Source organism: Mucilaginibacter sp. 3215, from assembly GCF_050433785.1.
Classification (GTDB): Bacteria; Bacteroidota; Bacteroidia; order Sphingobacteriales; family Sphingobacteriaceae; genus Mucilaginibacter.
In genome coordinates this window covers 25,505-47,872 of sequence record NZ_JBNPWO010000016.1, presented here as the reverse complement: position 1 = coordinate 47,872, position 22,368 = coordinate 25,505, and the positions used below count along the sequence as shown (strand labels likewise).

General features: G+C 43.9%; 20 protein-coding genes. 10 read left to right on the top strand and 10 right to left on the bottom strand.

Annotation, left to right across the window (positions count from 1 at the left end):
• Nucleotides 1–35 precede the first annotated feature (35 nt).
• Complete coding sequence (locus ABIC84_RS21465) at nucleotides 36–509, top strand: deoxycytidylate deaminase (protein WP_429264898.1); 474 nt, start codon at nucleotides 36–38, stop codon at nucleotides 507–509.
• 103 nt (nucleotides 510–612) lie between these two features.
• Here the strand turns inward: ABIC84_RS21465 and cmk are convergent, their stop codons facing one another.
• A complete protein-coding gene (cmk, locus tag ABIC84_RS21460; protein WP_176622601.1) occupies nucleotides 613–1,290 on the bottom strand; it encodes a (d)CMP kinase in 678 nt (225 codons plus the stop codon).
• Between the two features lie 71 nt (nucleotides 1,291–1,361).
• Between cmk and arfB the strand changes: the two genes are divergently transcribed.
• Nucleotides 1,362–1,772 carry an alternative ribosome rescue aminoacyl-tRNA hydrolase ArfB gene (gene arfB / locus ABIC84_RS21455; protein ID WP_429264897.1) on the top strand — a complete coding sequence of 137 codons (411 nt, stop codon included), beginning with the start codon at nucleotides 1,362–1,364 and terminating at the stop codon, nucleotides 1,770–1,772.
• Nucleotides 1,773–1,899: 127 nt separating this feature from the next.
• Here the strand turns inward: arfB and ABIC84_RS21450 are convergent, their stop codons facing one another.
• Nucleotides 1,900–2,859 carry a lipid A deacylase LpxR family protein gene (locus tag ABIC84_RS21450; protein WP_429264896.1) on the bottom strand — a complete coding sequence of 320 codons (960 nt, stop codon included), beginning with the start codon at nucleotides 2,857–2,859 and terminating at the stop codon, nucleotides 1,900–1,902.
• 193 nt (nucleotides 2,860–3,052) lie between these two features.
• Here ABIC84_RS21450 and ABIC84_RS21445 point away from each other — a divergent pair, with 193 nt between their 5' ends.
• The gene (locus ABIC84_RS21445; protein ID WP_429264895.1) at nucleotides 3,053–3,484 is read left to right on the top strand and encodes a DUF1801 domain-containing protein; all 432 of its coding nucleotides are present in this window, start codon (nucleotides 3,053–3,055) and stop codon (nucleotides 3,482–3,484) included.
• A gap of 134 nt (nucleotides 3,485–3,618) precedes the next feature.
• Here ABIC84_RS21445 and lon read toward each other — a convergent pair whose 3' ends face one another.
• The gene (gene lon, locus ABIC84_RS21440; RefSeq protein WP_429264894.1) at nucleotides 3,619–6,093 is read right to left on the bottom strand and encodes an endopeptidase La; all 2,475 of its coding nucleotides are present in this window, start codon (nucleotides 6,091–6,093) and stop codon (nucleotides 3,619–3,621) included.
• A gap of 368 nt (nucleotides 6,094–6,461) precedes the next feature.
• On the opposite strand from lon, the gene ABIC84_RS21435 reads away from it, so the two are divergent.
• The gene (locus tag ABIC84_RS21435; protein WP_090531867.1) at nucleotides 6,462–7,112 is read left to right on the top strand and encodes a tetratricopeptide repeat protein; all 651 of its coding nucleotides are present in this window, start codon (nucleotides 6,462–6,464) and stop codon (nucleotides 7,110–7,112) included.
• Between the two features lie 20 nt (nucleotides 7,113–7,132).
• Here ABIC84_RS21435 and ABIC84_RS21430 read toward each other — a convergent pair whose 3' ends face one another.
• Both ABIC84_RS21430 and gpmI read right to left on the bottom strand, forming a co-directional pair.
• The gene (locus ABIC84_RS21430; protein ID WP_426581326.1) at nucleotides 7,133–7,699 is read right to left on the bottom strand and encodes a hypothetical protein; all 567 of its coding nucleotides are present in this window, start codon (nucleotides 7,697–7,699) and stop codon (nucleotides 7,133–7,135) included.
• Nucleotides 7,686–9,209, bottom strand: a complete 1,524-nt coding sequence (gene gpmI / locus ABIC84_RS21425) for a 2,3-bisphosphoglycerate-independent phosphoglycerate mutase (RefSeq protein WP_429264893.1) — start codon at nucleotides 9,207–9,209, stop codon at nucleotides 7,686–7,688. Before gpmI ends, ABIC84_RS21430 begins: the two co-directional genes overlap by 14 nt.
• 196 nt (nucleotides 9,210–9,405) lie before the next feature.
• Here gpmI and ABIC84_RS21420 point away from each other — a divergent pair, with 196 nt between their 5' ends.
• The 5 genes from ABIC84_RS21420 to ABIC84_RS21400 all read left to right on the top strand — a co-directional run bounded on the left by ABIC84_RS21420 (nucleotide 9,406) and on the right by ABIC84_RS21400 (nucleotide 13,160).
• The gene (locus tag ABIC84_RS21420) at nucleotides 9,406–9,801 is read left to right on the top strand and encodes a DUF4783 domain-containing protein (protein ID WP_429264892.1); all 396 of its coding nucleotides are present in this window, start codon (nucleotides 9,406–9,408) and stop codon (nucleotides 9,799–9,801) included.
• A 168-nt stretch (nucleotides 9,802–9,969) separates the two neighbouring features.
• Nucleotides 9,970–10,815 carry a carboxylating nicotinate-nucleotide diphosphorylase gene (gene nadC, locus ABIC84_RS21415; protein ID WP_429264891.1) on the top strand — a complete coding sequence of 282 codons (846 nt, stop codon included), beginning with the start codon at nucleotides 9,970–9,972 and terminating at the stop codon, nucleotides 10,813–10,815.
• Between the two features lie 103 nt (nucleotides 10,816–10,918).
• On the top strand, nucleotides 10,919–11,572 hold the full coding sequence (plsY, locus tag ABIC84_RS21410) for a glycerol-3-phosphate 1-O-acyltransferase PlsY (RefSeq protein ID WP_090531854.1): 654 nt from the start codon (nucleotides 10,919–10,921) through the stop codon (nucleotides 11,570–11,572).
• Between the two features lie 5 nt (nucleotides 11,573–11,577).
• Nucleotides 11,578–12,381 carry a M48 family metallopeptidase gene (locus tag ABIC84_RS21405; protein WP_091172486.1) on the top strand — a complete coding sequence of 268 codons (804 nt, stop codon included), beginning with the start codon at nucleotides 11,578–11,580 and terminating at the stop codon, nucleotides 12,379–12,381.
• A 47-nt stretch (nucleotides 12,382–12,428) separates the two neighbouring features.
• A complete protein-coding gene (locus ABIC84_RS21400; protein WP_429264890.1) occupies nucleotides 12,429–13,160 on the top strand; it encodes a YqjF family protein in 732 nt (243 codons plus the stop codon).
• 163 nt (nucleotides 13,161–13,323) lie between these two features.
• Here ABIC84_RS21400 and tnpA read toward each other — a convergent pair whose 3' ends face one another.
• Nucleotides 13,324–13,719, bottom strand: coding sequence for an IS200/IS605 family transposase (gene tnpA / locus ABIC84_RS21395; protein WP_429264889.1), 396 nt, complete (start codon nucleotides 13,717–13,719; stop codon nucleotides 13,324–13,326).
• Nucleotides 13,720–14,087: 368 nt separating this feature from the next.
• Between tnpA and ABIC84_RS21390 the strand changes: the two genes are divergently transcribed.
• A complete protein-coding gene (locus ABIC84_RS21390; RefSeq protein ID WP_429264888.1) occupies nucleotides 14,088–14,885 on the top strand; it encodes a DUF3050 domain-containing protein in 798 nt (265 codons plus the stop codon).
• A gap of 84 nt (nucleotides 14,886–14,969) precedes the next feature.
• On the opposite strand, the gene ABIC84_RS21385 is transcribed toward ABIC84_RS21390, so the two are convergent.
• The 4 genes from ABIC84_RS21385 to ABIC84_RS21370 all read right to left on the bottom strand — a co-directional run bounded on the left by ABIC84_RS21385 (nucleotide 14,970) and on the right by ABIC84_RS21370 (nucleotide 22,358).
• On the bottom strand, nucleotides 14,970–15,764 hold the full coding sequence (locus tag ABIC84_RS21385; protein WP_112654774.1) for an FHA domain-containing protein: 795 nt from the start codon (nucleotides 15,762–15,764) through the stop codon (nucleotides 14,970–14,972).
• A gap of 24 nt (nucleotides 15,765–15,788) precedes the next feature.
• Complete coding sequence (locus tag ABIC84_RS21380) at nucleotides 15,789–19,865, bottom strand: FtsW/RodA/SpoVE family cell cycle protein (protein ID WP_429264887.1); 4,077 nt, start codon at nucleotides 19,863–19,865, stop codon at nucleotides 15,789–15,791.
• 3 nt (nucleotides 19,866–19,868) lie between these two features.
• A complete protein-coding gene (locus ABIC84_RS21375; RefSeq protein WP_429264886.1) occupies nucleotides 19,869–21,302 on the bottom strand; it encodes a protein phosphatase 2C domain-containing protein in 1,434 nt (477 codons plus the stop codon).
• 90 nt (nucleotides 21,303–21,392) lie between these two features.
• Nucleotides 21,393–22,358, bottom strand: a complete 966-nt coding sequence (locus ABIC84_RS21370) for a hypothetical protein (RefSeq protein WP_090531839.1) — start codon at nucleotides 22,356–22,358, stop codon at nucleotides 21,393–21,395.
• Nucleotides 22,359–22,368: the final 10 nt, after the last annotated feature.

Here is a 22,368-nt window from a genome sequence, read left to right as displayed (position 1 = left end):
TTAACTAATCTCAAATCTCTAACCTCCGATCACCGATGGCAAAACCCAGCTTCGATCAGATTTTCATGAACCTGGCTACTGAGTTGGCCGAGCGGTCGCATTGTGTTAAGGCGCATGTGGGGGCGGTTTTAACGCGTGATACGCGGATTATTTCCATAGGCTATAACGGTCCGCCGGCTGGAACACATAATTGTGATGTGGAATGGCCCGAAACAGGTTGTGCACGTGATTCAAAAGGCAGCTGTTCACTTGCCCTGCATGCCGAAGAAAACGCGATACTTTATGCGGTAAAAAATGGGGCGCGACTTGAAGGCGCTACGTTATATACCACGCTGTCGCCATGTTTGCCTTGCGCAAGGCTCATCTATTCGGCCGGGATCACCCAGGTTTATTATGATAAATCATATGCCGAGTATAAAGGCTTAGCAAGCGACGAGGGGGTAGATTTTTTAAACAGGTTTGGGGTGAAAGCGGAGAAGTTTAAGCAGAACCATGATTCACTTGATTAAAGGATTTCCTGATACATATCTGAATCCTGATTCACTTGATTAAGGGATTTCTTGATAGGCTTTAAATATCAAGAAATCCTTAAATCCTAAAAATCATGGTTCATTACTCCGCAATAAACGGCTCAATATGGCTTATGGCAAACATAAGCTGTTCGTCCTGGCTCAGGTCGGTGTTGTCTAATATAATGGCATCTTCGGCGCGGGTAAGGGGGCTTTCCTCGCGGGTGGTATCCTGGTAGTCGCGGTGTGCCAGGTTATCAAAAACTTCTTCTAAAGTAATGTTAGGGTTGGTTGGTAATAACTCTTTGTAACGGCGTTCAGCACGGATCTTTGGATCGGCAGTCATGAACAGTTTCACCTGGGCATCCGGGAATACTACTGTACCAATATCGCGGCCATCCATAATAATATTTTTGGAGCGGCCTAAACGCTGCTGTTGCCTTACCATGGCTGCGCGCACTTCTTTTATAGCAGCTACCGAGCTTACTTTATCAGCTACGTGCATCTGGCGGATCTCTTCAGACACGTCCTCTTCATTTAAGGTAATAAAGGTTTTATGGTTTTGCGTATGAAAATTAAGATGGATATTATGCAACGCGTCCGCTATCTGGGCATGATTTTCAAGATCAATGTTGTGCCTTAAAAAGTATAAGGTTACGGCACGGTACATAGCGCCGCTATCAACATAGATAAAATGAAGCTCTTTTGCTAAAGCTTTTGCCAGGGTGCTTTTCCCGCACGAAGAATAACCATCAATGGCTACTACGATATTGTTGTTCATAGAGCTGCTAAAATAGCAAATTATTAGCAAATGGCCTGATAGCGGTAACTCAATAAGGCTTATTTTTGAAGATGAATTTTACTAAAGCAGATCTTCAAAAGGAAACGAGTTACAAAACATCAAGAAGCGGAGGGAAGGGCGGGCAAAACGTAAATAAGGTTTCGAGCAAGGTTGAACTGTTATTTTCAATAGGTTCGTCCGCTTTGTTTAATGATGAGGAAAAACTGCTGCTAACCGAAAAACTGCAGAACAGGCTTAACAAAGATGGTTACGTGCAGATAATATGCGACGAAGAGCGAAGCCAGTATCTCAATAAAGAAAAAGCAATTGAAAGGTTAACATCGCTGCTAACAAAAGCCCTTCAAAAGCCCAAAGTGCGCAAACCCACCAAAGTAAGTAAAGCCGCCAAAGCTGCAAGATTGGACAGTAAGAAAATGCAATCGGTAAAGAAGGAGAATAGGAAAAATGATTTCGGGGAATAGTTAATTTGAGAATGTGTCAATTTGAAAATGAAAAGCGCACATACAAGCTTACATTGAGCTGCCGATCCTGTAAAAAATGGCAGGACAATCTTCAAATTTTCAAATCAACACATTCTCAAATACAACATTACTTAAACCTGTAAAACCCGGTAATTGATCCCCATTGATGCGAGCGGATCATCTCTTTGGTGTCTTTAGTGTGGAATATAGCTGCTATATCAAACGCGAAACGGCTGGTTGTAAAAGCTACACCTACCTGCTGGCTAAATATAAACGGTTTCTTTTCTGAAACAACTTCCAGGCTGTTTGGGTCGTCATGTTTGCGGAACAGGCTGCCCTGGATGGTTGCATCATAACCAACCAAATTGGCTAAAGGCTTGTAGTAAAAAAAGATCTCGTGCTTGTGCAGTAATTTTTCCTCGCCGCCGGTTGATACCGTACTTTGGGTACTGACGGAATTGAACAGCTGGTTGAAATTTCCCAGGCGTACCATGCCTCCTGCACCAGCGCCGGTAAAACCGTTACCCAGGTTGGCATATGAGCTAAAGCTCAGGTCAATCCATGAGGCACGGGCCAGCAGCTTATTGTACTCGGCCGAAAGATTGAGCTCCACATCATTTTTGATCTGGTATTGCCAGCCGTTGAGTTTGTAAAAACCGAAAGTATTGTGAATAAGCTTCTGCACAGGTTCGCCGCCCGCAGCCGGGCCTACCAGGCCAATCTGGGCGCCAAGCTTCAGGTTACTTTCGTTTTTGTACAGTAAGTTAAGTGTTGAACCTATATAAGTATATGCTGCAAACGGCCTGTCAATATCAAAGGGACCGCGAACATAGCCCGATTGGGGGTTGAACATTTTTTGCCCTAACTCGAATCCTAAAACTTTGTTTTGAAGATCGTTTTCGGTTGGTTTAACTGTAAGCGCTTTTCGGTAATAAAAGAAAATACCATTGGTGTAATACCTGTCAGATCCCTGACCAAGGAATGAATCATTGTCAGTTTGAATACCAAATTCATGGCCGCGGGTTTGTGCAAATAAACAGGTAGCGCTTAGCAGGCATACCAGTGTTAACAATAGTTTATTAAGCATTGGGGTTTATATAGTATAATAGTATATATGTGCGCTAATATATAAAAAACCCGATGCAAATAAAGCAGTTATAAATTTAGGGAATGTTGCAGTTTGAAATTTGGTTGACGAGAAAGAAATGAATTAGGGTATTACTAAAAATAAAACGAAATTTAAAAAGGCAAGGCAAACAACCCATAATCCCATATTTTATATGAATGTACAGCAACAAACCGAAGAGTATATCACCAGCCAACCTGAACCAAAACGTAGTGATATGCAAACATTGCATAGGCGCATACTTCAAATATTACCGGGATGTAAGCTATGGTTTGAGGATGGCAGAAACGCCGAAGGCCGGGTTGTTAGTAACCCTAATGTGGGATATGGATCTTATACCATAAAATACGCTAACGGAACAACCAGGGAGTTTTTTCAGGTTGGTATGAGTGCCAACACTACGGGGATTTCTATCTATATCCTGGGTATTAAGGATAAAAAATATTTACCCCAAACATATGGAAAAGAGATAGGCAAAGCGAGCGTGACAGGGTATTGTATTAAGTTCAATAATTTAAAAGATATAAACATTGATATACTTGAAGCGGCAATAAGGGATGGGGTTGAGATTACAAATGAAAATTAACTTCAAGCCGCGAACACTATTTTAAGTTGGGCATTATGTTTTGATACCTTGTCATGAAGAACTTCTTAAACAAAAAAGTTTTACAGCGTGTAACTGTAAAACTTTTTTGTTTTATGCCGGGAAATAGCCCCGCTTTAATTAATGGCTGTTTTTTCGTCTTCTTTAACGGTAAGATTTATTGGATTTTTAACCTTTTCATTAAGCAGGGCCAGGGTTATCACGTCCCTCATATCGGTAACGTAATGAAAGTTAAGGTCTTTGATGTAATCTTCCTTAATTTCCAGAATATCTTTTTGGTTTGATTTGCACAGGATGATCTCTTTTATGTTGGCACGTTTTGCGGCCAGGATCTTTTCTTTAATACCACCCACAGGCAAAACCCGACCGCGGAGGGTGATTTCGCCCGTCATGGCCAAATTAGGCTTTACTTTACGCTGCGTAAATGCCGAAACCAGTGCTGTAAGCATGGTAACACCCGCCGACGGGCCATCTTTAGGGGTAGCGCCTGCCGGTACGTGTACATGCACATCCCACTGATCAAACAGTTTAGGGTTGATGTCAAAATCGGCAGCGTGGGCGCGCAGGTAAGCGAGGGCAATAGTTACCGATTCTTTCATTACATCGCCAAGGCTGCCTGTAAGTGTTAAGCGGCCTTTTCCGGGGCTTAAACTGGCTTCAATAAACAGGATGTCGCCGCCTACAGAAGTCCAGGCCAGGCCTGTTACAACGCCTGCTACGTCATTGCCTTCATAAAGGTCTTTATCAAAAATGGGTGCGCCCAGTATCTTTTCGATATCTTTTTTACTTACAACACTGTTGTAAGGCTCTTCCATGGCTATGTTCTTAGCCACGCCGCGCACAACAGAACCTATCTTTTTCTCCAGTGAACGTACCCCCGATTCGCGGGTGTAATCAACTATCACCTTTTCGATAACATCTACTTTAAGGCTTACATCTTTTATTTTTAAGCCATGTGCTTCGCGTTGTTTAGGTACAAGGTGTTGCTTGGCTATCTCAATTTTTTCTTCAATGGTATAGCCGTTCACTTCAATGATCTCCATCCTGTCTAACAAGGCAGGCTGGATCGTGCTCAGCGAGTTGGCGGTAGCAATAAACATCACGTTTGAAAGGTCGTAGTCCATTTCAACATAATGATCAGAGAAAGTGCCGTTTTGCTCAGGGTCAAGTACTTCAAGCAGGGCAGATGAAGGATCGCCCCTGAAATCGTTGCCTACTTTATCTATTTCATCCAAAATAAATACCGGGTTTGATGCGCCCGCCTTTTTTATCGACTGGATAATGCGGCCCGGCATAGCACCAATATATGTTTTACGGTGGCCCCGGATCTCCGCTTCATCGCGGATTCCGCCCAATGCCATGCGCACGTATTTACGGCCCAAAGCTTTGGCTATTGATTTACCTAACGATGTTTTACCAACTCCCGGAGGGCCAACCAAACAAAGAATAGGCGCTTTCATGTCATGCTTCAACTTAAGCACAGCCAGGTATTCAATAATACGTTGTTTTACCTTATCCAAACCAAAGTGATCTTTATCAAGGATCCTTTGCGCACGCTTAAGGTCGAAGTTATCTTTGGTAAACTCGTTCCATGGTAAATCAAGCAACAGTTCAAGGTAATTGATCTGAACCGAGTAATCGGCTGCTGCAGGATTGGTACGGCTCAGTTTTTCAAGTTCTTTGTTAAAATGATCTTTAACTTCTTTTGCCCATTTCTTTTTGATACCACGCTGGCGCAGGCTTTCAATTTCCAGGTCGGGTGTATTGCCGCCCAGCTCTTCCTGTATAGTTTTTAGCTGCTGGTTAAGGAAATAATCCCTTTGCTGTTTGTCAAGGTCAACACGTACTTTGGTCTGGATCTGGTTTTTTAATTCCAGCATTTGCAGGTCGAGCGTTAAATGCTCAAGCACAAGGTTAGCACGTTCGCGCAGGTTGGCAATTTCAAGCAGGTGTTGCTTAGCGGTCATATCAGCGTTCATATTTGATGATATGAAGTTGATCAGGAACGATGTGCTTTCGATATTGCGGATTGCGATCCCTGCTTCACTCGGGATATTTGGCGAAAGCTGGATAATATTCATGGCCATATCCTTAATGGATGATACCATGGCTTTAAACTCTTTATCTTCCTTGGTTTTTATCTCATGGAAGGGTTCAACTGTGGCTTTTATATAAGGTTCGCTCTGTACTTCTTCTTTTAAATAAAAACGTTTTTTGCCCTGGATGATAACGGTGGTGTTACCATCGGGCATTTGCAGCATTTTTATAATGAGTGCTATGGTGCCAACTTTGTTAAGCTGGTTAAAAGTAGGGTCTTCAATCCCCACATCCTGTTGCGAAACCACCCCAATCATGCGGCTGCCTTTATTGGCATCGCGGATTAGCTTTATTGATTTATCCCTGCCAACTGTAATTGGGATTACAACACCCGGGAAAAGTACAGTATTGCGCAAGGGTAAAATTGGCATTACATCGGGCAGTTCCTCATTATTCATCTCTTCCTCATCTTCCGATGACATTAGCGGGAAAAATTCTGAATCCTCGTTTATAACCGGTAAAGCATTTTTAAAATCAAACGGATCGAAATTCATTATTATATTTTAGTAGAATAAAACGTCATGTTGTCAGCCTGTAAGATAGTATCCACTTCAATTACAGGTTAAATTGCGATTATCAATCGCACATAACAATGGTTCAAGAGCTGTGCCAAGTTACGATAATAAATAACAACAATTAATCTGGTGATTTAACGTACTGGGTATATGTTTGTTACAGATTTGTAAAACGAATTGTAAATAAATAAGATTTTATTGGTAAAGATGAAAAAAAGTCATAGTATCGCTGTGCATAAATTATTTGTACGTGTGAAAAATTTTATATAAAACCACAATATGGCATAATAATTTAGGGTATTAATAGTTAATATTATACCATTTTTGTTTTACCAGTAATCCGTTTAATGAAGTTATCAGTTATCCTGCCCCTTCTGATCATGTCTTCGCTCGAGTCGGCTATAGCACAAAACGCTTATGTACGGCTCGGCCAGCAGGCACTCATGGATGGCGATTTCCGTTCGGCGGTGTCACACCTGGAAAAGGCGTGCATAACTGATTCAACAAATGCAAATGCTATGTGGATGCTGGGCTACTCATACTACCACAGCGATAACTACAAAAAATCGATACTGGCATATACCAAGGTAATTGCCGTAAAGCCGGCAGATGCTACTGCTTATTATTACAGGGCAAGGGCAAAAAGCTACCTGGGGAGAGATAGCCAGGCTTCGGCGGCGGATAAGGAATTATACCTGTTGGGCGCTATTGTGGATCTTACAAAGGCCATCTCTATTAACAGCGATCTCAGGGATAACAAGTACTACCAAAACAGGGGCATAGCTTACCGTGACTACGGTATGTTTAAATTGCAGGCAACATCTCGTTTTTATGACAAAGCAAGGGGAATAAACTCGTTAAAAGCATCAGTTGCCGATCTGGAAAAGGTGCTGGCAGATAACCCGGGCCGCATGGACATTTCCGCACTGATCGATCAGTCAAAAGAGAAACTCATCCAGGCTACTACAGGGGTTAATACTTTAGTGAAGCAGCACTAAAATCCGGTTAAACTTTCTCTTTACCTTTTAGGCAAGGTTCCCTGCACCTTGTAATCGTTCCGGCCCATCAATTTCACGTGTTGCGTTTTTTGGATCAGGTAAAGTGAATCAGGAAAATAACTCAATTTTTCGTTGGTTTCGTACAGCAGGTTTTTGGTGTGGTTATAGATCAGGATCCACGACACTTTATCGCCGGCTTTTTTGATGATGATGCGGCGGGTTTTAAGCTCTGGTGTGCGGGCTTTATAAACAATAGCGCTATCACTTGTGCTAACCGTATAACTGTTTTTCCAGGCCGGGCGGTTAATGTCCGACTGGATAAACAAATTAAGCTCCTGGTTCCAGTTGCCAATATGTACTACTTTGGTTTCGGTAACGCCATTGTGGGTAACCGTTTTGTTTACCGCAGGGTTTAGCCTGGTAAGCCGTGCCGAATCGGCCCTGAAAAACTCTTTCAGGTCAAAGTAAACCAGTTTGGCACCGCTTTGCCTGTTATCGGGCCGGCAGGAATATAAATTTGCTATTAACAATAAAAAGCCGCCCATCAGGGCGGCTTTGCTTATGTTTTTTGGATTACACCAATACATTACCAGTCATTTCGGGAGGGATGGCAACACCTAATATACTTAATATGGTTGGCGCCACATCGCCCAGTTTTCCGTCTTTTACCTCTTTAACATCCTTGTCAATCACAATACATGGTACCAGGTTGGTGGTATGTGCTGTGTTTGGCGATCCGTCTTCGTTGATCATATAATCGGCATTACCATGGTCGGCCAGGATAATAAACGAATAGCCATTGGCTAAACCTGCTTCAACAACAGCTTTAGTGCAGCTATCGGCAGTTTCGGCTGCTTTAACCACCGCGCTAAAAACACCGGTATGGCCAACCATATCGGTATTGGCAAAGTTAAGGCAAACAAAATCAGGCCAGCCGGTTTCCAGTTCAGGGATAATAGTATCACGGATACCCGCGGCGCTCATCTCAGGCTGTAAATCGTAGGTAGCAACCTTTGGCGATGGTACTAATAACCTTTTTTCGTTGGCAAACTCTTTTTCCCTGCCGCCCGAAAAGAAGAAGGTTACGTGAGGGTATTTTTCGGTTTCGGCAATCCTGATCTGTGATTTACCTGCATTTTGCAGGATCTCGCCCAGGGTTTTGGTCAGATCTTCCTTATTGAAAACAACCTGAACATTCTTAAACGTTTCATCATATGGTGTCATGGTGATGTAACGGATAGCCAGCGGGTGCATGTTGTATTCGGGGAACGACTTTTGAGTTAGAGCGATACTGATCTCGCGGCCCCTGTCGGTCCGGAAGTTAAAGCAGATCACTACGTCGCCATCTTTAATAACGGCTAAAGGTTTTCCTGCGTCATCAACAGCAACTATCGGTTTTACAAATTCGTCGGTAACACCTTCAAGATAGGAGTGTTTGATGAGGTCGGTAACGTTTTGAGTTGGCGTGCCAATACCGTTTGCCATCAGGTCATAAGCCAGTTTAACACGTTCCCAACGGTTATCACGGTCCATAGCATAGTAACGGCCGATGGCAGAGGCTATTTTAGCGCCGGTACCTGCTATATGCTCTTCAAGTTCGGTAACAAATCCCAAACCCGATTTAGGGTCGGTATCGCGGCCATCTAAAAAGGCATGGATATATACATTGTTAACGTCCAGCTGTTTGGCGGTGTCGCAAAGGCCTTTCACATGCCTGATGTGCGAGTGTACACCACCGTCAGATACTAAACCGATAAAGTGTACATCTTTATTGTTTTGTTTAGCGTATTCAAACGCATCTTTCAATACGGGGATAGTTGGCAGCTCATTGTCATCAACTGCCTTATGAATGCGGCCAAGTTCCTGGTAAACCACGCGGCCTGCACCAAGGTTCATGTGACCAACTTCCGAATTGCCCATTTGCCCGGCAGGTAAGCCTACTGCTGTTCCTGAGGCTTCAAGTTTTGAATTTGGATATTGCTTAAGCAGGCCATCAACAAAAGGAGTATTGGCAGCCAGTATAGCGTTTGATTGATCGTTGCGGCCATAACCCCAGCCATCAAGTATTATTAGTGCGAGTTTCTTTTTGTTTTCCACAATGCAAATATAAAGGCAACGGGGTACTTTATATATAATTTTTTAATTTAGGTTAGCAGCCTGAAATAAAACTTAAATTATACTGTTAGTGTTTATTATACAGTTTTAATGAATACAGCTTTTTAGTTTATTAAAAAACAAGTAAACACTTAACCGCTCTTTGTAACTTTAGCACTCATTAGTACGTTATTATTGTATGAAATTAATATACCTGCCGTCGTTTATTTTTTTGCTGCTGCTTCCATATGCCTCATCGGCAGATGCCATAGATAACGTGGCTAATCTTTTAAAAACAGGTAATACTAAAGAGCTTTCCAAACTATTTGCCAATAATGTGGAGATCACCATTATGGAAGACGAGAATGTTTACTCGCAAAACCAGGCTACAGTTATACTGGATAAGTTCTTCGCAAGGAATAAGCCTAAAGGTATTAAGCTGTTACATAAAATAAATTCGGGGGGTAATTATCATTTCGGTGTTTATATTTTGAATACAGATAAGGGCGAATTTCGGGTTGCCATCACCCTTAAAGACGCGGGTAAAGGTACTAACGTTGTTGAGCTGAAGATTGAGGATGAAAAGGTGAAATGACGTAGTTCATGGATCATAGTTAATGGTTCATAGCACCTGTTTGGAGCTGAACCGTTTTCATAGTCAGAGATTTGCCATGAACCATGAACAATGAACCATTATCTTTACCGTAATCAAACCCCTCCATTTAAAAATTGTTGTTACTTTTGACACTCAAAAAGTACACAATTGGATAAAGAACTCATACACCAGTTTATAAATAATGCTTTAAGTGAGGATGTGGGCGATGGCGATCATACCTCGCTTTCAACCATCCCGGCCGACGCTACCGGCAAAGCAAAACTTTTAGTTAAGGATGAAGGAATACTGGCCGGTATTGAGCTGGCCACCGAAATATTTCATGTGGTTGATCCAAACCTTAAACTTAACGTGTTTTTGCAGGACGGAACCCCGGTTAAATATAACGACATAGCTTTTGAGGTTGAGGGCAATTCGCGCAGTATTTTGACCGCCGAGCGTTTGGTACTAAATTGTATGCAGCGTATGTCGGGAATTGCTACAAAAACCAGGCAGATAGTTGATTTGCTGAAAGGGACTAATACTAAAGTTTTAGATACCCGTAAAACTACCCCGGGGCTTCGTTATCTCGAAAAATGGGCGGTGCGCATAGGCGGAGGCGTAAACCACAGGTTTGGTTTGTATGATATGATCCTGATTAAGGATAACCATGTAGACTATGCCGGCGGGATAAGGCAAGCTATTGAAAGCGCTAACCAATATTTAACCGACAATGGAAAAAAACTTGCCATTGAAATTGAGGTGCGCAACCTTGATGAACTGGAGCAGGTTTTACAAACCGGCCGGGTTAACCGCATACTGCTTGATAATTTCAATTTTGATGACCTGCGGCAGGCTGTTGGTATAATACAAGGTCGTTATATTACCGAAGCTTCGGGCGGTATCACCATTGATAATATACGTGAATATGCCGATTGCGGGGTCGATTATATTTCTGTCGGGGCGCTTACTCATTCGGTTAAAAGCCTTGACCTTAGTCTGAAAGCCGTAAAATAGGGTAATTAAAATATCAAATAACACATTGTTAAACAAAGTTTAGTGGTAAAAGCGCTGTGATTAAAACGCTTTTACCGCTTCAATTTTGTAATATTGCAGGAGAATGATAACCGTTTACTCTGTTACAGCACTTATAATGGCTTATCTGTGCGGCTCAATACCTACGGCTGTTTGGATTGGTATGGCTTTTTACAATGTGGATGTACGCGAGTACGGAAGCGGTAATGCAGGTGCTACAAATACTTTTCGTGTGCTTGGTAAAAAGGCGGGCATACCCGTGATGCTGCTTGATATATTTAAAGGCTGGGCAGCAACAAACTTCGCTTATTTCATTGGTGCATCTGCTACAGGTGCCATCAATTCAACCGCATACACCAATTATGAACTGGCCTTAGGCATTGCGGCAGTTATGGGCCACCTGTTCCCTATTTTTGCAGGTTTCAGGGGCGGCAAGGGCGTAGCAACTTTGTTTGGAATGATTTTGGCTATACATTTTCATGCTGCTTTATTATGTATAGTGGTTTTTATAACGGTGTTACTGATCTCAAAATATGTGTCGCTTAGCTCAATTGCAGCTGCCTTTACTTACCCTATAGGCGTTACATTTGTTTTTCCGACACCTATACGATCTATAGTAATTTATGGCATGTGTATTTGCGTACTTGTGCTGGTAACCCACCAAAAAAACATTGAACGTTTAATAAGAGGCAAAGAATCGAAAGTTAATTTTTTTAAGAAGAAAACAACAGCTGCCTAATCACCATGAAAAAGTTTAAACCTTTATTAGTCCTGATAGCCATCATGGCTGTCTTTTCCTGTTCAACTGTGCCGCTAACCGGCCGTAAACAATTAAGTCTTGTTGGCGATGCCGAAGTGAACCAGTCGGCCGCGGCAAGCTATAAGCAACTGCTTTCCGACCCTAAAACTAAAGTGGTGGCCAGCGGTGCCGATGCGCAACGTGTTAAAACCATTGGTAACAGACTGGCTGTAGCCATTGAAAAATACCTCAAAGAAAACGGTTATGGCGATCAGTATAGCTTTAATTGGGAGTTTAACCTGATCCAGAGCAGTGAAGTTAACGCCTGGTGTATGCCTGGCGGTAAAGTTGCGGTTTACAGCGGGTTATTACCTGTAGCCAATACCGATGCCTATCTTGCTGTAGTTATGGGCCATGAAATTGGGCATGCCATTGCCCGCCACTCGGCCGAACGGATCTCGCAGGAGATGTTGGTACAAGGGGGCGGACAACTGGTAGGAGCGGCGACAAGCCAGCAGTCGCAGGCTACACAAACCGCCATAAGTACTTTGTATGGTGTTGGAAGCCAGCTGAAATTGTTGGCCTATTCCCGTAAACAAGAATCAGAAGCGGACCGTTTAGGTTTAACTTTTATGGCTATGGCCGGTTATGACCCCCACAATGCCATTGCCTTTTGGCAACGTATGGCAGCCCAAAACAAAGGTGGGGCACCGCCTGAATTTTTAAGCACTCACCCTGCCGATGCTACGCGTATTGCCGATATCCAGAACCTCATACCCGAGGCCATGAAATATTATAAAAAATATTAATCATTTTAGTGGATCCCGCCCGTAAAAAAGGCGGGATTCTTCTTTTTATGGCTAAAAGCGAATTTTTAAAAGCCCAGTGGAAAAACCTCGTAATGCTCAATTACGAGCTTGATGCTGCAATATTAAAACCTTACACGCCGGCAGGTACAGTGCTTGACCTTTGGGAAGGAAAAGCGCTGGTAAGTATGGTTGGTTTCATGTTTTCGGATACCCGGGTACTAGGTATTAAATGGCCCTGGCATGTAAACTTTGAAGAAGTTAACCTGCGATTTTACGTGCGATACTTTAATGGTACCGAATGGAAGCGCGGCGCTGTTTTTATAAGCGAAATAGTGCCTAAAAGCATGATTGCGCTCATTGCCAACAATCTTTATAAGGAACATTATCGCGCCTTGCCCATGCGAAGCTCTATAACCGCGACAACAGATCACCATACCCGATTTTTATACGAATGGAAACTTAACGGGCGCTGGAATAAGCTTGGTGCTACGGCAAGCGACACCCTGGTGGATATTAAGCCCGGCAGCCCGGAAGAGTTTATTTTAGAACACTACTGGGGATACAACGGTTTAAGCGAAATAAAAACAATGGAGTACCAGGTTGAGCATATTTCATGGCAAACGGGTTTGGTGCGCGACTATGTTTTTGATGCTGATGTTGCCGCACTCTATGGTGATGCATTTAAGCCGTTTTTAGAAAAAGAGCCGGTTTCGGCCTTTTACGCGCTTGGGTCGGATATCAACGTACGAATGGGGGAGAAGATAGTGGTGGGGAAGTAAAGAGTTATGTGAAAGGGAGTGATGCTTCGAGTCTTTATGGTAAACTTATGGAAGTGAATTATTAAGCATGACGATCTGCCCCAGAGGGGCAAAAGGTTTGTAGAAAAAATAAATGCCCTTCCTTTTACAGCCCCAGAGGGGCTGAACAAAGCCAATAAGTTAATTATTGAGGCAATTTAAAGATATATTGTTCGTCAAATTCTATATTGAAATCATTTAGCATTTTCCTGTATTCGTCTAAAAATGTAATTTTTCGATGATGCTCTTGCTGGTTTGCTATGTAGTTTACCACTTTATCAATTTGTGACCTGCTATTACTAAAAGCTCCATATCCTTCCTGCCACTGAAATCCGCCATTGGCTAATTTTTGTTTATTAATCCATTCGGATGAGTCGCTTTTTATGATGCGCACAATTTCGGAAATAGATTGGTTAGGATTTAATCCGATAAATAAATGTAGATGATCGGGCATGTTATTAATAGCTATTAATTTGTGCCCTTGGTTTTGAATAATCGAAGTTATGTACATTCTTAACCGCTCAGCCCAGGTATTCTTCAATTAATGCCATACGATATTTTACGGCGAAAACGATGTGAATATATAACTGAGAATAAGTGTTATTACTTGCCATACGTTGTGATCAGGTTGATTAAGTTGAGCACCTCTGGTGCTCTAATCAAATTTACATTATTTTTCTACAAACCTTTTGCCCCTCTGGGGCAGCCTGTCAATTTCTTCAATTTAAGTTAATGATATCGCTTGTAGCAGTAATCTGATCCGTTTCGAGTTAGCTGTGCTTTTAACCCTTTATTAAAGCAACTATGATTAAATAATCCCCCCCCATCACCACCCCGTCAAAAAAAAATAATCATTTCATTAGCAGCCATGTTGTTTGCTATTTTTGGCATCCATACAATTTTTGATCTATGACAATTTACAGCAGCCGCATTGCGCATTTGAAAAACGAGATCCAGCCTTTACGCGATCAGCTTATCAGTCACGAGCTTTATAAAAATATTACATCGCTTGATGAGCTTACCGTTTTTATGGAGCATCATGTGTTTGCTGTGTGGGATTTTATGTCGTTGTTAAAAGCTTTGCAGCAAAAGCTTACCTGCACTGTTACCCCTTGGATGCCTAAAGACAATGCCAATACCCGCTACCTCATCAATGAAATTGTTGCGGGCGAAGAAAGCGATATCGATGAGCAAGGCAACCGTGCAAGCCATTTTGAGCTTTACCTGCGTGCTATGCAACAAGCCGGCAGCCAGGCCGACGGGATCAACAATCTGTTTAATGAATTAAACTTCGGTAAGCATATTGATGAAGCGCTGATCATTGCCAATATTCCTGTTGCCGCCCGCAATTTTGTGCAGCACACATTTGATGTTATCGATACAAATAAAGATCATCTGCAAGCTGCGGTATTCACCTTTGGCCGCGAAGATTTGATTCCGGATATGTTTGTGAGCATAGTAAAAGAGCTGAGCCAACAATTGCCGGGTAAGGTTGATATATTGTTATACTATCTTGAGCGCCATATAGAAGTTGACGGCGACCATCATTCCCAACTGGCCTATCAAATGACCGCCGAACTTTGCGGCGATGATGACAGCAAATGGGCCGACGCGACTGTTGCTGTTAAAGAAGCATTACGGGCACGCCTTGCACTTTGGGATGGGATTTCGGAAGCGATTAAAGTACAGGAAATAAGTTCCCTTTAACCATATAGCGATGGAAAAGTCATTTCAAGAGCGTATGGTTAGGGGCTTTTCTTTCGCTTCCTGACGCTCGTCCTTTTCTTAGCTCTATCGGTTTGCTATCGTAGTATATAAAAACACCGCCGATTCTCCCAATATTACCTGGTCGCCTTCGCTTAAGGGGTGGCCAATTTGAGTGGAATTGAGTTTGATCATTTTGCCATCGGCCGCGATATGGATCTTGGTTTTATTGCGCGGGGGCACGCCGCCTTCATCAGCAAAGATCATGAAGCGCTCGCTTTCGCCGTCCCATTCAATATGGGCATGCTGCCTGCTGATGTATTTATTACTTTCGTCCCTGCTCTCTCCCGGAAAAACAAATTGATTTAGCCTGAACGATCCATTTTCGGTAACGGACTTTTTATCCCTCCCGATGTAGAGTTTGGGGTCAGTAGCTTTGATCAGGTATTCTTCTTTTTCGGCCTCACCGCTCAGGATGCGTAAATAGGCTGTAAAGGAAGCTGCATTGTGTGCAACCTGCTTGCGGGTATTCATGATAAAGGCGGCGTCCAGATCAGGGATCCTTTTTGCTTCCGCCGGGAGTTCTTCCGTGAACTCAACGTCCAGCGTCCAGTCGGGGGGCAAATTGATGTCAAAGTCATCGGCTATTTTTTGAACCTCGTTTTTGAAAAGCGCTTTATCATGTACATAAACCGCGCCTTCATAAATAGGCTTATCCTCGGCATCGGCAACTATAAAAAGCTTCAGCTCTTTGATATGGCCACCTTCTCCACCTTCTATCTTTTGTAGCGATTCTTTAATGAAACGTAATATAGCCTCACGTAGGCTTTTTACATCCCAGGGTTGTTTTTCGCCGCTTCTTTTAAATAAACTAAATGCCATTTGCTCTTCCTTTCTGCTTAAACACTATTCTTCGGTAGTGGTTTCCGTTTCCATGCTTTTTATATAACCTTTTTTCAGCAGGAAAGGGATCACATGATTGCCGGCCAGGTGTACCGCGTCTGATGATCCGCGGGTTGATTCTATCCGGATACAAACCACCATATAGCCGCTGCCTTTTTCTTTTGGTGCAAAGAAAACATACCAGCCATCGTTAACGCTCTGGTTCCTTACAATACGTTCCGGCGTACCGGTTTTACCTGCTACCTTGATGCCTAATATAGGCGTTTTAGGCGCACTTTGCTCAATCATATATTGTTTTAACAAAGCAGCATAACGCGGATCTTCGGCCAGCTTGATACCGCTTTTTACAGCCACAGTTGAATCGGCAATTTTTAGCGCGTACCTGTTGGGCAGTAACATACCGTCATTAGCCACGCCCGATACCAGTCTTGCTACCGCCGCGGGGGTAGCAATCAGCTCGCCCTGCCCCCAGGCCATACCCGAGATACCTTTAGCTCTTGTTTTATGGATATTGTTAGGATCGTACCGTGGTTTGGTATTAAATTCGGTTTTACGCCATAAGGCGCGCCATTTATCTTCCTGGGTGGCATTCAATACCGGTTTATTATAATAGTAACCGCCTACACCGTGCAAAAACATCCCTGTTTTAAGGTACAGCGTTGCCATGTACTCTTCCAGGTGTTCCTGGTTGGCCAGTTTGATAAAATACACGTTGTTTGATTTGGCGATGGCGCGCTCCATGGTGATCATCCCGGTTTCATCCGGTTCAATGCCCTTGGTACGGATCCGCTCCTGGGTGCTTACATGATATTGTATTGCAGATGCAGCGATGCCTAATTTATTAAATGCCGACATCGCCGTTAAAACTTTAGCCGTTGAACCAGGCTGACTGGCATAGGTAAAACCCAGATCGGTAGTGGTTAACCAGGTAGCCAGTTTATTCTGATCGGCCAGTGGCATAGTCAGCTGGTCCCAGTTATGCACAGGAGGCAGCGGATATTGTGCCGATGTAAGCACATCGCCGGTGTTGGATTCCATGATAACTACCGAAACCCTGTTATCATACAGCGAAGTATCGGAAGCGATAGATTGCTGAATACTGGTTTGCAGATCGGCATCCATCGTAAGCTTTACATCGCGGTTTTTGTTTTTGAAAGCTTCTACTTCAGGGCCGTTGATATCACTTACCAGCAGGTTGGCCAAAGCGCTGTAGTCTTTTTTAGCTACGGTCATTTCTTTCATTCCGCGGGGCAGGAACCGGTCTTCCTGGTAACGTGATGCCTTCACATTATAATTGGTGATAGGCATATGAAACCCGCGAAGTTCGGCGGCATGCTCATACTCGGCAAAATAACCGTTGGTGCTGCCATTAAATACCCCGGTGTTTTGATCGCCCGTCCAAAAAAACGTTTGTTCTTCAAAAGGATAAAACCTGTCCAGGCGCTTATGCATAGCCGAATCCAGGTCATAATGCAGCATGCCCGAAGCGCTTAATTTGTTCTTTTGTTTTTCGATAAGTTCGGGTTTGCTGGTAGCGAGGATAAGGCCGTTACGGTCATATATAGTACCGGCCTGCAACCTGTTCATCAATATAGCGATACGCGGGTTATAACTAAACATCCGCAGACCACTTTTATCGGCAACCAAAGCTGGTTTTACAACCCATTGCTTATTATCTGTTGTGTAGCGCGATACATTCACCACCAATAATACCACCCCGGCAAGCGCGGCTGCCAACGCTGGTACCAGGTTTTTATCCTGCTGTTTGGTGATATAGTCCATTTGCACAGCTGTGCCCCTTACTGATGAAACCGACAGCAGGAAGCCCGCAGCCAGCAGATTTATTACCAATGATGAGCCGCCGTAACTTTCAAAAGGAAGGGAAACGCCGGATAATGGCAATGCCCCGATAGAGCCGCCCGCAATCAGCAAAAACTGCACAAAGGTACATACCCCGATACCTGCACTTAGGTAAAACAGCAGGGGCATCCCCGTTTGCCTGCCTATGATGATGGAACGGTGCAGGTACAACAAAAACAAGATGAACACCGCGGCCATGCCAGCCCAGCCAAACTCTTCACCAATGGATGGCAATATCATATCGGTATGTGCTTCGGGGATAGTTTTAGCAAAACCCTGCCCAACACCTTGTCCGCTTACCCCTCCACTGGCCATGGCCCAAAGTCCGTTAGCTACCTGGTCGCCGCCGTAAACCTCATTATTCCAGGCGTCCTGCCAAATGGCCTTACGCTCAACCAGGCGTTCCACCGGACCGGGGATAATTTTATCGAGCCCCGGGATTTTATCGATGGTTAAAAAAGCAGTGATTACCACGAGCGCCATAATGGCCGATTCACTCAACCTCCTCCGCCTGAAAAATACTACGCTCCCAAGCGAAAAAAATGTGATGCCGGCGCTAAGCCATATATTATCAAAAAACCAGGTAGTGAGCACAAATAGCACCACAAAGCCCGCCATATACAGGAAATCGCCCCGTGAAAAAGAGAACAGGATAATGAATGTAAAACAGATCACCATGGCCGGCCCCAGATCGCCTAAAACCAAAAACAGCAGCAGGGTTATTATTGTGGCGATAAGTGCAAAAGAAAAGAACGACCAACGCTTGCTCCAGCTGGCGTATTGACTGATGAATTTTTCGTTGGTGGCAAAAAATCCGGCAAGGAAAATAACAATGAGGTATTTTACAATTTCGCTTGGCTGAAAACCCAGCAGGTTAACTTTTACACCGCTACCCTCGGGGCCGGTACCAAACAAGATGGTGGAAAACAGGATGCCCATGGCAACAATAGCCCAGGGCCAGCCGTTGGCGGCGCTCCTGCTCCATTTAAAAACAAGCAACCGGTAAAAGCCCGAGTCGGGGTTAAGACGGCGAAGGTTAAATAACTGAATGATGCAGATCCCCCCTATACCGATGCCCAAATAAACAAGTGTATCTTTAGCTAGGAACCTATCGCGCAGTGGGTCCTGCAGGCTTAAAAGCGTAAGGAACGAGATACCGGTAAGCATCATGATCAGGGGTAAAATGATCTGATCGGCATCGGGGTACCGGGCGCTGAGTAACAGGTGTACAATGATAAAACCGGCAAAAAAACTGCCAGCTATGATCCAGTACCACATATTAAACTCATCCTGGTAGCGCACGATAAAAGCACCCTCTTTTTTAAGGATGTTAAAGTCGCGGGTAGAGAGCAGCTTGATGCTATGGGGTGCCTGGCTAAATTTAAAACTTACGTCTTTGTCCAGTTCGTCAACGCCCTGCGAGCGGCCAAACTCAAAGCCAGGCTGCATGGGCAATACCGAAAATGCTTTGCCGGTTGGCAATTTGGCAAATACAAACCGCCCCTGTTCATCGGTACGGGCAAAGGCGGTTAATGACTGTAGTACCTTCTTTTTCTGATCGTTAAGTACATACAGCTTTTTGTATGATGAGGCATTTTCCGAATAAGAGGTTTTAGCCCCGGTCTCCTCATCGCTGAAAATGCTGTCGCGGGGCAAAATCATGGTGAGCTTTACCAGTACACCGGGTACTGGTTCGCCTTTGTGGGCTATTGTACCTTTAATGCTGTATTCGCCAAGGTTGAGATCGGTTTGAGCGCCTAAAGCAGGAGGGTTTTTCAATTCCTGTTCAAAGCGGATGGAATCATCGCCGGTATAACCTAAAAGCGTACGGGAGGTAAGTACGCGTTTCTTGAAAGTTTCACCGCCTTTTTCAAAGGCCTCGTCGGCATTTACGTAGTATTTACGTTTGTTAAGCTCGCCGGTATTATCAACCAGGTCGCCGGTTGTTTTACGCGATGCTATTACCGATTCAATGTAATCAACATCCTTCGGATCATCGAAATAATAACCCTTTTTTAGCAGTGCCTTTACGTTTTGAGCAGTATTGGGCGAGTTAAGGTTTACGATGGTACCGTCCTTCAGGCGCTTATCAACATCAGTGAACTTAAGTTGCAATACGCTGTAAAGCTTCAAAAATAAAACGGCCAGCAATATGCCTGTAAGCAACAGGAACAGCCGTTCCATTCTCCTGCCGGGTACTTTGGGATTTTCCTGGGCCATTTATTAGTGGGTAGCTTTAGTTGGAACAGAATCAGTTTTGAACATGCTGCCAAACAACCTGCCCGAGATGTATTTTTTATTAGGGAACATGTACAATGCCTGGACCGGCGTTAAGCAGTTATTAAACTGCACATTTTTTAGCACCAGGGCATCGTTGTGTGTAATAATGGCTGTGCGGAAGCCGTCAAAAGCAACGCTATCCAACACTACATATTTACAATTAGCAGCCAGCGCGATAGCCGGGCCCGAATAGGTAGAATCTTTCTTAAATACGACGGCACCCTTTGTTTTAATATACAGGCTATCCTTATTGATATGCAGCGTATCGCTCAGCACAATAGGCTGTTGAAAATCAGCCGCCGAAAGTAACAGCGTATGGCCTTTTAATTTATTGATAGTATCCTGGAGCTTGAGCTCCACCGCATTTTTAATATGCTGAGCTACCAACGTATCTGTTTTTTTAGGAATAGCAGCCTGATCGGCATTCTTTTTAAACTGCCAGATAAATCCACCCAAAAAAATAAAGCAAAGCAGGGTAAGTACAGCTACTGTGCCGCCATTGCCTTTGGTTTTCACCACAGGATCAGGCTCTTCCTGCCTTTTTACCGGGGCTGGCGCAATTGCTTCCGGCTGTTCGGCAGCTTTTACAGCAGCCACCGCTGGTTTCGTGGCGCTGTGTTGCTTGCGCTCCTTATCGTTATGTACCAGTACAACGGTCACATTATCTTTTCCACCACGGTTATTGGCTGCATCAATCAGTTTTTTTCCCTTTTCGGGCAGGTTATCGCTGCTGGTAAGGATATTGGTGATTTTGCTTTTATCAACCAGGTCGGTTAAGCCGTCGCTGCAAATGAGCAGGATATCGCCCGGCAAAAAGGGCGAGTTACCAGTCTCCACAAAATCGGGGTCCTGGCCTATTTGCCCGGCAAAACCAAGCGCTTTGTTGATCTCGTTGCGTTTGGGGTGGTCCATGGCCGCTTCCTCGGTCAGCCGGCCCGAATCTTCCAGGAAGCCCACAAAAGAGTGATCTTTCGAGATCTTGATCAGTGAATAATCGCGCAGCAGGTACAGGCGGGTATCCCCAACGTGGGCGTAATAAAATTTATTGTTGATCACATCAACCACGGCCAGGGTAAGCACACAGGCCATGTTTTCCAGATCTTTGTTCTGTACTTTTTCGTCGTAGATCCGCTGGTTGGCAATAGTAAACGTATTTACCAATAGCGGCACAATATCGCCGGCTATATATTGCAATTGCTCCAGGATGGTGGCGCGGGCAATTTCGGCAGCTATTTCGCCGCCTGCATAACCGCCAACCCCATCAACCACACAGGCAATGATAAAATTACCATCACCAGATTTTTCGGCAATAAAAACGTCCTCGTTGTTTTGCCTTTGCCTACCGGTATCTGTTATCCCGAAAAAATTATTTGCCATGGTTTTAACTGGATTTTTTTATGTCGATAAAATGAGCTACCAATAACAGCACACATATTGCCAGCAGCCCTATTGATAATACCTGTGACATTATGGTTCGGGTTTAAATATGTTAATGCCTACAATGCCATTGAGCAGGATCCTGGAGTTGAATGGCAGCTCAACCCATTGCGGCGAGTTCACATCGCTTCCGGCTACTTCCAGTTCGTTGATCAGGGTGCGCTCGCCAAAAGATGCCATGTAAAACTTACCATCGGCTTTATTTAGCCTGATGCGCAGGTGCGGGGTGTTAACCCATTCAGACGGTACTTTAAACACGGCCTGTTCGTCCCTTTCCTCATCACTGCCAGATACAACAATATCATCATCCTTGATCAGGTACTCCACCTTGCGGCCAACAAACTGCTTATCGGGCATAATGGTTTCCAGCCGGGCCAGCACCTTGGTTCCGGGCTTAACTACGTCCTTTTCATTGTGCTGCAGGTCATTAGCATAAGGCAATTCATAATAACCTTCGCTGTAATAAGTAAAGCCTTTTAAAACCTCATTGCTTATATCCAGCGTTTGGGCAACACCCGTTTGGCGCGGAATGAAAGTAACCCGCAGGTTTTCTTCTTTTTTAGCGCTTGTGCCGGGCAGCAGTTTGCCTATAAAACCCTTATCGCCGCGTTTATAATCCGGGTGCGATACCAGCCTGAATACCCATTTTGAGCTTGAAGGTTCCACCTTTTTGCCTACTTCCTGGTGTTCGCGCAGCAGTTCATAGAATTTTTTAACAGATTCATTAACGATAATGCCGAACAGGCCAGAGCGGTTATTTACAAAATCCTGGTAATCTTCTTCGTTAAAGCTGATGATAAATTCGTGGTAAAAAACTATCCTGTCGGCAAAAGAAAGCTGCTTGATCGATTCCTTGAATTTTTCGATGATGTATAAATACACGTCATCGGGCGTTAGCGCTTTTATTTTTACAGCCTCCTCGTTTACTGGTTTTCCGTTTGGTAAAAACCAGTCCTGAAGGCCTATCCGTTTCCAAAATGTTGATTTAGGTTCCATTCTGTATTTG